General features: G+C 48.5%; 12 protein-coding genes. 4 read left to right on the top strand and 8 right to left on the bottom strand.

Annotation, left to right across the window (positions count from 1 at the left end):
* Positions 1-63: 63 nt before the first annotated feature.
* Positions 64-318, top strand: coding sequence for a hypothetical protein (locus H141_RS0105875; protein WP_033425406.1), 255 nt, complete (start codon positions 64-66; stop codon positions 316-318).
* Positions 319-388: 70 nt separating this feature from the next.
* Positions 389-2,053: a GGDEF domain-containing protein gene (locus H141_RS21735; RefSeq protein WP_205620343.1), complete on the top strand. Its 1,665-nt coding sequence runs from the start codon at positions 389-391 to the stop codon at positions 2,051-2,053.
* A 178-nt stretch (positions 2,054-2,231) separates the two neighbouring features.
* Here the strand turns inward: H141_RS21735 and tdh are convergent, their stop codons facing one another.
* The 3 genes from tdh to H141_RS0105855 form a co-directional block, all read right to left on the bottom strand.
* A complete protein-coding gene (gene tdh, locus H141_RS0105865; RefSeq protein WP_019675317.1) occupies positions 2,232-3,254 on the bottom strand; it encodes an L-threonine 3-dehydrogenase in 1,023 nt (340 codons plus the stop codon).
* Positions 3,255-3,268: 14 nt separating this feature from the next.
* Positions 3,269-4,465, bottom strand: coding sequence for a glycine C-acetyltransferase (locus tag H141_RS0105860; RefSeq protein ID WP_019675316.1), 1,197 nt, complete (start codon positions 4,463-4,465; stop codon positions 3,269-3,271).
* Positions 4,466-4,613: 148 nt separating this feature from the next.
* Positions 4,614-5,276, bottom strand: a complete 663-nt coding sequence (locus H141_RS0105855) for a TetR/AcrR family transcriptional regulator (protein ID WP_019675315.1) — start codon at positions 5,274-5,276, stop codon at positions 4,614-4,616.
* 119 nt (positions 5,277-5,395) lie between these two features.
* Between H141_RS0105855 and coaD the strand changes: the two genes are divergently transcribed.
* On the top strand, positions 5,396-5,881 hold the full coding sequence (gene coaD, locus H141_RS0105850; protein ID WP_019675314.1) for a pantetheine-phosphate adenylyltransferase: 486 nt from the start codon (positions 5,396-5,398) through the stop codon (positions 5,879-5,881).
* A gap of 19 nt (positions 5,882-5,900) precedes the next feature.
* Here the strand turns inward: coaD and H141_RS0105845 are convergent, their stop codons facing one another.
* The 4 genes from H141_RS0105845 to nagK are packed head-to-tail and all read right to left on the bottom strand — an operon-like array spanning position 5,901 to position 10,438.
* Positions 5,901-6,983: an acyltransferase family protein gene (locus H141_RS0105845; protein ID WP_019675313.1), complete on the bottom strand. Its 1,083-nt coding sequence runs from the start codon at positions 6,981-6,983 to the stop codon at positions 5,901-5,903.
* Positions 6,984-7,003: 20 nt separating this feature from the next.
* Positions 7,004-8,329: a sugar MFS transporter gene (locus H141_RS0105840; RefSeq protein WP_019675312.1), complete on the bottom strand. Its 1,326-nt coding sequence runs from the start codon at positions 8,327-8,329 to the stop codon at positions 7,004-7,006.
* A gap of 34 nt (positions 8,330-8,363) precedes the next feature.
* Positions 8,364-9,527: an N-acetylglucosamine-6-phosphate deacetylase gene (nagA, locus tag H141_RS0105835; protein WP_240473096.1), complete on the bottom strand. Its 1,164-nt coding sequence runs from the start codon at positions 9,525-9,527 to the stop codon at positions 8,364-8,366.
* Positions 9,524-10,438: an N-acetylglucosamine kinase gene (gene nagK / locus H141_RS0105830; protein WP_019675310.1), complete on the bottom strand. Its 915-nt coding sequence runs from the start codon at positions 10,436-10,438 to the stop codon at positions 9,524-9,526. The genes nagA and nagK overlap by 4 nt, the downstream gene beginning before the upstream one ends.
* Positions 10,439-10,649: 211 nt before the next feature.
* Between nagK and H141_RS0105825 the strand changes: the two genes are divergently transcribed.
* Positions 10,650-13,217: a family 20 glycosylhydrolase gene (locus tag H141_RS0105825; protein ID WP_026349263.1), complete on the top strand. Its 2,568-nt coding sequence runs from the start codon at positions 10,650-10,652 to the stop codon at positions 13,215-13,217.
* A 70-nt stretch (positions 13,218-13,287) separates the two neighbouring features.
* On the opposite strand, the gene H141_RS0105820 is transcribed toward H141_RS0105825, so the two are convergent.
* A complete protein-coding gene (locus H141_RS0105820; protein WP_019675307.1) occupies positions 13,288-13,998 on the bottom strand; it encodes a SapC family protein in 711 nt (236 codons plus the stop codon).
* Positions 13,999-14,063 lie beyond the last annotated feature (65 nt).

Below are 14,063 nucleotides of genomic sequence, written 5' to 3'. Positions count from 1 at the left end.
GTACTTGTAGCTTTTGTTAAAACTGCTTACATTAGGCATAACTTTTCAGAAATGCTGACTATTATGCCAAATATTACCGAACAGTTAGTTACCCTGGCGCTGCAACCCAACTGGGATAATACGCCAAGCGAAGCCGCCACTGCACTGCAACAGGTGCTGGCCAGTACCGAGCAGGCGTTGCTAAAAGAGAAAATTATTTGTTTTATCATAACTCCTGCCCCTGAGGAACCAGAGAAACAGGAACCTCAAGAACCGACAACGCCAGAACCTGAACCTGAATCTGAAGATAATAAAGATTTATTAAAATCAGCAGTTTAAGCGAAGCATGGCAATACCCCGCTTAATGATTAAAATTATGGTTTTGGCTATATGTTTATGCATATTCAAAGTGTATGGAATAACTGTAACCGAAAATCTGAAGAAACTAGATGAACTAAGACTTAAAGATTCGGTACAGTTTAGCTATGCATTGCAGGCTGTAAAGGCAGAACTCGATACTCATTATTTAACTGCCACTGAGCAACAATATCTGGATCTACTAATTGCATACGATCTCACCACCAGAGGTGATTTTAATACCGCATTGGATATTCTGGAAAGTATTGATTTTAAGGATAATAGTCTGATTACTTTAAGAGTAATTGGCCTTAAGGTTAATATTCACATACTGAGTTATCACTACCTTGAAGCTTTCCTCAATGTTGAGCAACTATTGACTGCGTTACCAACACTGACAAATGATCTGGACTACTATCAGGTAATTGGCCAGGTAATCCTGCTTTTTAATAATATTGAACGCTATGACTTAACCCAGCAATTAGTTGAAAGGGGATTATCTCTTAGCAAGAATGAAAGTTTGAGTTGTCGCTTAATGGCTCTCGGTCTGCAAGGCACTTACAATACAGCCGGTTTTGACACCTATATCACCAAATTTAATGAAGCCAATACGCTGTGTGAACAAACGGCGGAATCTGTCTTTCAGTTGCTTATCATCCGCAACCATCTGTTTTACCTGCTGGAGCAACAGCAATATCACACTGTGCTGCAACTGTATCACCAGCACCTGCCTCAAGTGCAGGACACCCGCTACCCGATATTAAGCGCCGGTTTTAATGCGGCCGCAGCCGAAGCACTGTTGCATTCAGACCAGCTGCAGCAGGCAGTTACCCTGGCGGCAGAGGCCGAGCGTATTTTACCCACTGATCGTAACGATCCTGCTGTACTGGTCACCTACCGGGTGCTTTACTTACTGGCTAAACAGCAGGGTGATTTTCAGCAATTGCTGCAGTATGCCGATAAGCTCAGACAAACCGAAGTAGCCATTGCCGAGGAAAAAGCCAGTCAGCAACTGGCTTACCAGATGGCCAGCAGTGAAGCCCGGTTGCAGGCGCGCCATATTGCCCTGCTCGATAAAGATAACGAACTGCTGTCGCTGGAGCGAAATTTATATCAGCAACAGGCGCAAAACCGTAACTTAATGCTGTATTTGTTGATTAGCCTGACGCTGATGCTGGCGGTGCTGGCTTATCGCGGCATCAAAGGCAGCCGCCGCTTTCGGCGCATGGCCGAGTATGATCAGCTTACCGGCATCAGCAATCGCTACCATTTTAACCAGCAAGCCACGCTGGCTATCAGTTACTGTCAGAAAAATCAGAAGCCGCTTGCTGCCATCTTATTTGATTTAGATTATTTTAAGAGTATTAATGATAAATTTGGCCATGCCGCCGGTGACTGGGCCTTAAAACAAGTGGTGAAAACTTGCCGCCATTTTATGCGTAACAGTGATATTTTCGGCCGCATTGGTGGCGAAGAGTTTGCGATAGTGTTACCCGACTGCGTGTTGTCTAAAGCTGAAATGCTGGCCGAAATATGCCGTGAGGCCTTAGAAACCATTGATACTGAGCAATATGATCATCAAATTACCATCACCGCCAGTTTCGGGATCAGTGATGTAAGTCAGTCAGGCTACGATTTAACAGAACTGCTGGCTGACGCTGACAAAGCCTTATATAAGGCTAAAAGAAATGGCCGTAATCAGGTTTACAGCTCATAAAAACTGCGGCCTGCAGACACCTATATTAATTTTAATAAGCGCCCCCGAACTATGGAAAGCTGGATCTCGCCGGTCATTACTATTGCCCGTTAAGGCATAGCGTAATAACACAAAAGGCGAACTCCGGTTCGCCTTTTTATTTGCCTTTTATTTAATGTTGCAGCAGTATTTTAGCCTGCTACCAGTTTAGGACCACTTTACCGGATTGGCCGGAACACATAATATCAAACCCTTGCTGGAACTGTTCCATCGGCATTTCATGGGTTACCATAGGGGTCAGATCCAAACCTGACTGGATTAAACTGGCCATTTTGTACCAGGTTTCAAACATTTCCCGGCCGTAAATACCTTTGATCACCAGGCCTTTAAAAATCACTTTATTCCAGTCAATCGCCATATCAGATGGCGGAATACCCAGCATGGCGATCTTGCCACCATGGTTCATGGTATCCAGCATGTTACGAAACGCCGACGGTACACCGGACATTTCCATCCCGACGTCAAAACCTTCGGTCATGCCCAGCTCTTTCATCACATCTTTCAGGTTCTGCTTACTAACGTCAACCGCGCGGCTGGCACCCATTTTTAAAGCCAGCTCCAACCGGTAGGGATTGACATCAGTAATTACCACATGGCGGGCACCAACATGGCGCGCCACGGCGGCAGCCATAATACCGATAGGGCCGGCGCCGGTAATTAATACATCCTCGCCCACCAAATCAAACGACAAAGCCGTATGTACTGCATTGCCAAAGGGGTCGAAAATAGCAGCGATATTATCGGGAATATTATCGGGTAATTTAAAGGCGTTATAAGCAGGAATAACCAGATATTCGGCAAATGAACCCGGCCGGTTAACGCCCACGCCAGTGGTATTACGACACAGGTGCACCCGGCCGGCCCGACAGTTGCGGCAATAACCGCAGGTAATATGGCCTTCGCCCGACACCCTGTCACCCACTTTAAAACCACGAACTTCTGAGCCCATACCTTCAATAAGGCCGACATACTCATGGCCAACTACCATACCGTGCGGAATGGTGTTTTGCGCCCATTCATCCCATTTGTAGATATGGACGTCGGTACCGCAAATCGCGGTTTTTTTAATTTTGATTAACACGTCATTCGGGCCAACTTCAGGTTTATCAACCTCTGTCTGCCAAATGCCGGGTTCTGCTTTAAGTTTTGCCAGTGCTTTCATTATACGTCCCGCCCTTATGCGATCACGCCCATGTCTTTACCAATCCGGATAAAGGCATCAATGGCCTTATCCAGTTGCGCTTTATTGTGTGCTGCTGATATCTGGGTGCGAATACGGGCCTGGCCTTTTGGCACTACCGGAAACGAGAAACCAACAACATAAATACCTTCAGCCAGCATTCTTTTCGCCATTTCTGCCGCCACTTTGGCGTCGCCCAGCATCACCGGAATAATGGCATGATCTTTACCTGCCAGGGTAAAACCGGCAGCAGACATTTTTTCCCGGAAATAATTGGCGTTGTCCCAAAGCGTCGCCCGCAGCGCATCGCCCGCTGCCAGCATCTCCAGTACCCTAATTGAGGCGGTAACGATAGACGGCGCCAGCGAATTAGAGAACAAATACGGTCGTGAGCGCTGCCGCAGCCAGGCAATCACTTCTTTTTTGCCTGAGGTAAAGCCGCCTGAAGCACCACCCAGCGCCTTACCAAGGGTGCCGGTAATAATATCTACCCGCTCCAGCACATCACAGTATTCATGAGTGCCGCGGCCGTTTTTACCAACAAAACCAACTGCATGGCTGTCGTCAACCATAACCATAGCATTATATTTATCGGCTAAATCACATATTGCTTTTAAGTTGGCAATAATGCCGTCCATCGAAAATACACCGTCGGTGGCAATCAGTTTAAAGCGGGCACCATCGGCGTCGGCTTGTTTTAACTGCGCTTCCAAATCGGTCATATCGTTATTGGCATAACGGTAACGCTTTGCTTTACAAAGCCGCACACCGTCAATAATTGAAGCATGGTTTAAAGCATCAGAAATTACAGCATCTTCCGGGCCTAAAATGGTTTCAAACAAACCACCGTTGGCATCGAAACAAGATGAATAAAGAATGGTGTCTTCAGTGCCCAGAAACTCGCTGAGTTTAGCTTCAAGAGTTTTATGAATATCCTGGGTACCACAAATAAAACGAACCGATGCTACTCCGAAACCATGGCTGTCCAGGCCCTGTTTTGCTGCAGCTATCAAATCCGGGTGATTGGCTAAACCAAGGTAGTTATTGGCACAGAAATTCAGCACCTGAGTACCACCTACCGTCACACCAGCCTGTTGCTGGGAGGAGATAATCCGCTCTGCTTTAAATAACCCTTCTGCGGTTACGTCTTCAATTTGTTGTTGTAGGTGTTGCAGAAAAGCGCTGTTGCGCATACGGCCTCCTGGTTGGCGATAGTCTGAGCTATTTTAAAAGATGCACATTGTAAAGGTTAAGCCGCTGCTCTGCAGCGTTTGGTTATTAAGGAGCAAAGCAGGCAGCTGTTAAGCTGTAAATAATCAGATACAACAGGCAGTACTTTTATTAGCTGGCCTGCTCTGCACTGGCCAGATTGGCATAGTGTTGTTGTAACTTACTGATCCGAGGTAAAGCCTGAGTTGTGGCATAAGGTTTAAACAATAACAACACTTTTAACACCCCCTGATACACACTGGCCTGATTTATCGGCTTATCCGGCGACTGGGTTTTCAGGTAACTGATCCAGAAAGTTACCAGCAGTTTAATGCTGTGAGCGAAGTCGGTAATGTCCTCGTCAGCAATTTCAATCACGGCTTTGGCTTTCAGCGCCTTTAACACCGAGATCACCCGCTCCAGCACGCCTTGCTGCACCCGGGCATAATCCTGTTGCAATGCCCTGTCGCGCGCCAGAATGTCGGGCAGGTTGGCATAGAAAAAATGAAAACGCCACATCAGCTCAAATACCACATCCAGATACTCGGCCAGGGCGTCCAGTGCTTCAGTCTCGGCCGCAGGCGGTTTGATCCGGGTTTCCAGTAATTTGGCATATTCTTTAAAAATTTGCCGGACAATGTCTTCTTTATTACGAAAATGATAGTACAAATTACCCGGGCTGATACCTAAGTGGGCGGCAATATGATTAGTGGTAACCTGGCGTTCCCCTATTTCATTAAACAGGGCGATACTGGCTTGCAAAATTTTGTCTTTGGTTCTGAGCTTTTTTTCCATCTCGGCAGCTAAGCTTCTTTGTTGGTATAGTAGTTTGCTATAGTAACGCTAAACTGACTAAAAACTCTAGTCGCTTGCACCGCAGTGGTGGCAGGTGGCAATAACCTAAGCATAAAAATATGAAAGTAAAAGCTATTTACCCCGGCACCTTTGACCCATTAACCAATGGCCACAGCGATTTAGTATTAAGGGCGGCCCGGCTGTTTGATGCAGTAGTGGTTGGGGTAGCGTCCAACCCCAGTAAACAGCCTTTATTCAGCCTGGATGAACGGGTGCAGCTGGCAGAACAGGCTTTTGCCGGCTGCCGCAATGTGCAGGTAATTGGCTTTTCCGGCTTACTGGCTCAGTTTGCTAAAGAGCAACATGCCCAGGTACTACTGCGGGGAGTACGTGCAGTGGCCGACTACGAATATGAGTTTCAGCTGGCCAGCATGAACCGGCAGCTGAACCCTGAGCTGGATAGTCTGTTTATGACGCCGTCAGAAAAAAATACTTTTATTTCATCTACTTTAGTAAAAGAAGTGTGTCGGCATGGCGGGGATATCAGTAGTTTCGTGCCCGCTCATGTTGAACGGGCTTTAAAAGCGAAATTTAGCAGAAGCTGAACTGAAATATTAATAAAACTTATAAACGGATAAATATTTTCCGTTTATACAACCACTGTGACAGCATCCAGAATAAGGCAACGTGCAGCAGCGCAAACAGCAACGAGGCAAGCCGCGGTGACAGCACTGCGGCTAAGCCATTAAAACCAGCCTGATACAGGGAAAGGGCAGCACCATCATATTGCCAGACCAGATACTGGCTGGCGCATATAACCCAAAGCCACGACAACATATAAATAAACAACGGGTTGGTGCCATAAACTACCAGTGGTTGCAACCAGCGCTGGGGTTTGATATCCAGCAGATAAACCAGTAAAGCCAGCAGTAATAATATTAAACCACTGGAAAACAGCACGTAACTGCCGGTCCATAAGGCTTTGTTTAATGGCCAGACGATATGCCAGAGCAAGCCGGCCACCACCAGGCCGCTACCCCAACAACTTAACCAACGCATGCGCTGAATGTTAATTAACAAACGCAAATGACTGGCGACCAGATAACCTATCAGGGTAGAGCTGAGCGCCGCCAGTGTGCTGAGCAGCCCTTCCGGGTCGAACGGTATGCCATATCCCTGATAGAGATGTGCCGCACCAAATAGCCACAGATCTAAGCGCTGTACTGCATTGCCACTAAGCGTATAAGGGGTACCACTGGCAAAACTAACCAGTAATGCCCAGTACAGCAGTAATAAACCAACACAGCACCCTACCAGCGCGCGCTGCTTTAACCCTAAAATAAGCACGGCAGCCAGACCGTAACACAGGGCAATCCGTTGCAGTACCCCGGGTAAGCGCAACTCAGTAAGCGACAATACAGCAAACCAATGCAGCAACAGGCCGCAACTTAACAATAGCACTGTTCTTTTAGCGACTTTCAGTAAACTGCTTTGGTTTAAAGTTTGCCCTTGCATTGAAAACGCCATTGCCGCTCCCACTGCAAACAAAAACAGCGGGAACACCAGATCTGCAGCGTTAAAACCGTGCCAGTCGGCGTGCAACAAAGGTGGATAAACGTGGCTCCAGGATCCTGGTGTGTTCACCAGGATCATCAGCGCAATAGCCAGGCCGCGGAGTGCATCTAACGCATAAAAACGTGGTTGCATGCTACTTATAACCCTGACTATCAGCGCCAGCTACGCAGCTTATGGCCTTTGAAAGCGTAAAACAGAATATAAGCGTAACAAGGTAACATCATCCAGTAAGCAAACTGGCTGTTACCAGAGTTGTGAGCAAGATAGCCATATACCATTGGCAAGATCGCGCCACCGGCAATACCCATAATTAACAACGCTGAACCGGTACTGGTCAGTTTACCCAGCCCCTGCAACGCCAGAGGCCATACCGCCGGCCAGACCAGGGCATTAGCGAAACCCAACAGTGCCAGATACATTACGGTATCCGGTACCACCGGAATACCACTCCAGCCAAACAGCACATTCGCCAGCACGCTACTATCGGTACTGCCAAACATCACGCCAAGGGTAAACAACAAACCAAATACAGCCGACCCTTGCAGCGCCCGTTCCTGCGACAAGTATTTAGGAATGCAAAATACCCCCACCAGGTAGCCCAACACCATAAAAGCCATGGTATATGACGTCAGCGCACCAAAATGCGCCACTCCCAGGCCCTGCCCATACAAACCAATAGTATCACCGGCAATCACTTCCACCCCGACGTAGACGAATAACGCCATAACCCCCAACACCAGCTGAGGATGCCTGAAAATAGCGGTCCAGCCATTATTTGCTGCACTGTCATCTTCACTGTCGTTTAAGTTAAGCTCAGGTAATGGTGAAAACTTTATAAAAGCGGCCAATAACAATAACGCAACGGTCATATAAAGATAGGGGGTGACCAGCCGGTTCGACAGCTCAGCCAGCTGAAGCTCACGCTGGGCATCGCTTAAAACCGCCAGTGCCTGTTCTGAAAACTGGTCCATGCCAGTCAGTACCCAGGCAGTAAAAATAATAGGCACTATAAAGCCAGCACCTTTATTCACCAGGCCCATAATACTGATCCGCATCGCTGCACTCTCGCGCGGGCCAATACAGACTATATAGGGATTCGAGGCAGTCTGTAGAATGGTCAGCCCCGTTCCCAAAATAAATAAAGCCACCAAAAACAGAGCATAGTGCGAGGTCTGGGCTGCCGGGATAAACATTACGGCACCAACGGCCATAATCAGCAACCCCAGCACCATGCCATTTTTATAGCCTACTTTATTCAGCACAAACGACATTGGCAGCGCCATCACCACATAGGCAATGTAGAAAGCAAAGGTAACCAGTAACGCCTGGAACTCATTCAGTTCACAAACAATTTTTAAAAAAGGGATGAGAGAACCATTTAACCAGGTTACAAAACCAAAGATAAAAAATAAGATACCGATAATTATCATTGGTAACACACTGCTATGGCTTACCGGCCGGGCAAGAGATCTATCCATTTTAATTATTCCTCTTTTATTGTAATCAATTACGCTATTGGCACTCAGGCGCCTGATAAATACTGCTACCGGCTATCCAGTTATGTTGCACCTGATAATGCTCATTCAGCAGTACCATGTTGGCCTGGTAACCATTGCTTAGCCGGCCACAACTTTCGGCACAGCCCAAGGCTTCGGCTGGATAAAGCGCCGCCATTCGCAAAGCTTCGCCCGGCTCAACCGCCAGTATCTCAATGGCATAGCGCACTGCACCAGCCATATCCAGTACAGAACCGGCCAGCGCCCCGGCTTCATTAGTAAGTTTATTGCCGTCGCGGACCACTTTGCCGCTAAAAAAAGCAAACTCAGTGTCATCGGTGCCGACAGGTGCCATGGCATCAGTCACCAGCACGATTTTGCCTTTAGGCTTAGCCGCAAGCGCCAATCTGGCCGCGGTCGGGTGCAAATGCAGGCCGTCCAGAATAATGCCGCACCAACTGTCGGTATCAGTCAGTGCTACCCCTACCATGCCAGGTTCACGCGACGTTAGCGGCGACATAGCGTTATATAAGTGAGTAAACCCCCGGGCTCCTGCATTCAACGCCTGCTGCACTGTGGCGGCATCTGCATTGGAATGCCCCAGCCAGACCTGCATACCAGCAGCAGTCAATTGCTTAATTTGTTGTGGCGTGACGTTTTCCGGTGCTACGGTAATCAGCTTAATGCCAATATCGGTGCGCTGATACAGCGCCAACTCGGCAGCAGACAGCGGCCGGATGTGCTCGGCCGGATGCACGCCTTTTTTTGGAACGGCTAAATGAGGCCCCTCAAAGTGCAAACCAATGACCCCCGGAAGTTTTGCGGCGATAGCCTGTGCCACCACATCAGCGGTTTGCTGCATCACCGTTACAGAATCTGTAATCACAGTAGGTAACATTGCGCTGGTGCCAAAGCGGGCGTGGGCCTGCACCATAATGTTTAAGCTTGCTAAAGCTGGCGCAGTATTAAACAGTACGCCGCCGCCGCCATTCACCTGCAAATCGATAAAGCCGGGCACCAGGATACCGGCCTGCACGGCTCCGCTTGCAGGCCTGATTCCGGTAATCAGCCCTTGCTGCCAGCTTAGCTCAACATTGCTGTGCCAGTTACTGCCATCAAAAAGAGAGGCAACAGCAATACTGCCATGATTGCTGCGTTGATTAGATTGTTTATTCATCATGTTATTCCGGTTTCAGCAGCTTTGGCACTGGCTTGCCTGGCAAACCACACTGCACCATGCTCTGGCGGCTGGGAAGCGGGTACCACCAATTGGCGAACCGCTGATGCAAGATACGGTTCTACTTTATATGCCAGACCGCCTATTAAACACAAGGCTGGGGGATTAATAGTCAATAACCGCTCAGCGATGGCATTAATATGGCCAGCACCCTGCTCAACAATTTGCCGCGCTACTGCATCACCGTGCTCTGCAGCGGTAAACACCAGCGGTGCCAACCTGGCGTAATCAGTCGGACTGGCCTGCATAAAATGCGACACCAGGTGGAGGGTATCGCTACAAGCTAATTCTGCCTGTAGCAATTCGGTCAGCAGGGTAGGTTCAATCAACTGATCCTTACTGCGCAATACCTGCTTTAACAACTGCAAGCCAAACCAGGCGCCACTGCCATTGTCACCATATGGAAAACCATGGCCACCAACTTCCAGCACCTGGCCCTTAACTGCTGCCAGACCGCAGGAACCTGTACCACAGATCAACACAGCACCATCCTGCCCCTGATGCGCACCAATACAGGCAATATGCAAGTCGCTGGTCAGATGCATACTGGCAAATGGGTGTTGCCAGGCCGAGAACAACTGAAAGTACTCTGGTAAATTTACGCCGGCTAAACCTGCGCCAACCAGCAGTTGTGACATTGCACTGCGCTCCAGGCCTGCGCTGTCTAACGCCTGCGCTGTCGCATCCAGAATTGATGCTGTAGCCAGTGACATGCCCCGCAGCGGATTTGCCGGACCGGACAGCCCCTCTCCCAGCACCTGGTTATCCGCAGTCATCAGCACCACCCGACATTTACTGCCACCACCATCAATGCCTAAATACAGGGGTTGCTGCTCTGTTACCGTTCTCCGCATGTTACATCCTTCTTCCTGAGTCGGCGTGGATCGCTAAGTTTGCCGAGCTGTCTGATTGGCGCTTTAATGGGCTAAAACTTGACTTTAGCATAACTATTTGCCAAATTGACAGCGTTGTCATTTTTTTTCAGCATATAATAAATCTGACAAATAACAAGAGCCTTGTTTAAATTTCAGCCGGATTTTTTCTGGCAACGCCAGGAGCAGGTAAATGCGACACATTTACATATTGATTTTTTTTGGGTTTGTTAGCGTGAATTGCAGAGCAGCTATTAACAGCCAAAGTGAGTTGGCCGCTTTTGCTCAGGGCACTGAACTGTGGTTTGCTGTTGAGTCAAACTTACTTTCTGAGCCTGCTACCTTTGCCGGCAGTATCAGCCTGATAAACCATTCAACGCAAGCCTTACCCTCAGGTAAAGCGGACTGGCACATATACCTGCATATGGTGCGGCGGCTCAACAGCACAGAACAGGCTGGCCTGACATTGCAGCATATTCAGGGCGATTTGCATCGCATTTCACCTACTGCAGAGTTCAAAGGACTGGCGGTTGGCGAGCAGTTACAGCTTGGCTTTCACTCTGCGCCCTGGATTATCAGTTACAGTGATTTTATGCCAAGGGCGTTTATTGTCGCCAACGGGTTAGCGCCTGAAGTATTTGCCAATACCGACAGCGAAGATTTCAACCGCTTTGTCCGGCCGTTAACCGAACCCCGGCAACTGCTGCGCAACATTGGCGATGGCGATAAATTCGCCACCATGACTAATCAGCAGCGTTATAAGCAACAGCAAAGTTCAAACAGCGCCATACTGAGCGACATCAAGTTGCAACAACGAATTATTCCAACGCCACTTAAGCTGCAGACTCTGCGCGGCAGCACAACTTTGAGCAGCCAATGGCAACTGAATTTCAGCGGCGCTTTGCAGCAGGAAGGACACTACTTACAACAGCAGCTACAGCAGTATTTTGGTAGCGATATAGTAATCAATAAGACAGTCCGCAAACAGCAAATCCGCTTGGCATTAGCGAAAAACAACGCCCCCCAGGCCGCTGAAAGCTATCAGTTGCAGATTACCCCTGAGCTGATTGAGATCACCGGTGCCGACAATGCCGGAGTGTTTTACGGTATTCAAAGCTTATTAGCACTCCTGCCTGTCGAGCAACACGCTACCGCCGATGCGCGCTTGCCGCAGCTGCAGATTAATGACCAACCTCGTTATCGCTGGCGCGGCATGCACTATGATATGGCGCGGAATTTTCATGGTCTGGACGTTACCCTGCGGCTTATTGAACAAATGGGCCGCTATAAACTGAATAAGTTACATTTGCACCTGACTGAAGATGAAGGCTGGCGGCTAGAAATCCCGGGCTTACCCGAACTGACCACGATCGGCGCCAACCGCTGCTTTGACCTGAGCGAGCAACAGTGTCTGTTGACTCAGCTTGGAACCGGCCCCCACTCGACGGGCTCTGGTAATGGCTTTTTCAGTCGTGATGAATTTATCAAGTTGTTACAATACGCTAAAGGTCATCATATTGAAGTTATCCCGGAAATTGATATGCCCGGGCATGCACGGGCAGCTATTAAAGCAATGCAAGCCCGGCAACAACGTTTACTGCAGGCAGGTTTGGTTGAACAGGCAAACCACTATCTGCTGTCAGATCCTGACGATAGCTCGCAGTATCTGACAGTGCAGAATTACAACGACAATTCGATTAATGTTTGCCTGGATTCAAGCTATGCCTTTGTTGATAAAGTATTTTATGAGTTGCAACAAATGTATTTGCAAGCAGGTACCCCACTCCAAATTGTACATATGGGGGGTGATGAAGTTGGCGTTGGCTCCTGGCAGGGCTCGCCAGCTTGCCAGCTGTTAATCAACAAACCATTAAATGGTATTGCCGGTGTAGCCGACTTAAAACCGTACTTTATCAACCGGGTAGCAAAGCTTGCAGCCCAGCGTGGTTTGGCTCTGGCGGCCTGGGAAGATGGCCTGATGGCCAGTAAACAGCAACCATACAATCGCAGTCAATTCAGTAATGATCGGGTAATCGTTAATGCCTGGGATAATATCTGGGAGTGGGGTTACGGTGACCGGGCTTACCGCTTTGCCAACGCCGGCTATGACGTCGTGCAATCGGCAGGCACCAATTTGTATTTCGACCACCCACAGGAAGCACATCCTGAGGAGCGTGGCTATTACTGGGCGGCACGTTATACCGATACCGAGAAAGTGTTCTTTTACCGGCCGGATCATCTGTATCATAATGCCGAATTCAGCCGCGACGGCACTGCTATTACTGACTTGGAAGCCTTACTGGGCCGGCCGCTTCCTAAACTGGAAAAACCGCAACATATGCTGGGCATCCAGGGCCAGCTTTGGAGTGAAACTATTCGCACCGCTGCGCAACTGGAGCAGATGCTATACCCAAGAGTAATGGCACTGGCCGAGCGGGCCTGGCATAAAGCTGGCTGGGAGCCAGATAAAACAACGACAATGGCCCGCGACGACTGGCAGCAATTCAGCCAACGCCTGGTAAGATATGAATTGCCAAGGTTACAACAAAGTAACAGCGGGCATTATTTACCACCACCGGGTGCGGTGCGCGCTAAAGATAAGGTAGAAGCTAATGCTGCCTGGCCGGGCTTAATTATTGAGTACAGTGTTGATCAGGGGCTAAGCTGGCAGCATTATCGGCAAGCACTGGCAGCAGTTCAGGATGAAGTGTGGTTACGCAGCCGGCTCGGCACTATCAGCAGCAGAATTATTAAACTCTGAATCTGACAACTCAGCTGCCGAACCAAAAACGGCACCTTTACGGTGCCGTTTTTCAGATCAGACGCAGTAATCAGGCCGGTTTAGCCAGCTTTTGCACCAGCTTCTGAGTATGTTGTAAAGACATCAGGTGGGCATAAATAGCTGTCAGGAAACCCAACTGACGCAGCTCAAGGAATACCTCGTTGCTCAGCTCATTCAGCTTCTTCTCGTCGACCATATGGATGCCATTAATATTACGCGGCTCACCGTCTATAGTAATGGTTAACACCTGCTCCTTAATCAAATCAAGGTTCTTCAGCTTTTCACTGAAACCACGGGTCATCCGGCTGAATTCAACAAACTCACCCATTTGTTTTTTCCGATCATTCAGAAAGTCAGTTTCGCTGCCATCCTCTTTAAATAATGGCACACCGTCGGTTTCATTTACCCGATCTGATGCTTCGTCTAACGCTACCACTAAGCGGTCGCTGTTTGGCTCAGGCTGAACCAGCACCAATGGATAATTGCGCGCTACACGCGGTACATACAATGCCTGCCATTTACCATCTTCAATTACCAGATTCTGGTTTGCCGCTAAGCCCAGTAATACTACCGGCTGATAGCTGTCATTCTGACCATCTTTGACAAATACAACCGGAAATTCAGCACCAGCAACCACGAATTCCTGAACGACTATTGGCAGCATATGTTGATTGGCAATATGGCTGAACGCATTAACATTGCTTATTTTGGTCTTGGCGTGTTGTTCTTTATTTAGCGCGACTACTTTATTCTGTTCCATAGATAACTCATTGTTATGGGATTTTAAGATACCAGCTGATTGTGGTGTTAGTATTTTGCAGCAGC

It is taken from the genome of Arsukibacterium perlucidum DSM 18276 (assembly GCF_000382165.1).
Classification (GTDB): domain Bacteria; phylum Pseudomonadota; class Gammaproteobacteria; order Enterobacterales; family Alteromonadaceae; genus Alishewanella; species Alishewanella perlucidum.
The sequence above is the reverse complement of the archived record's forward strand: the minus strand, read 5'-3'. Positions and strand labels throughout refer to the sequence as shown.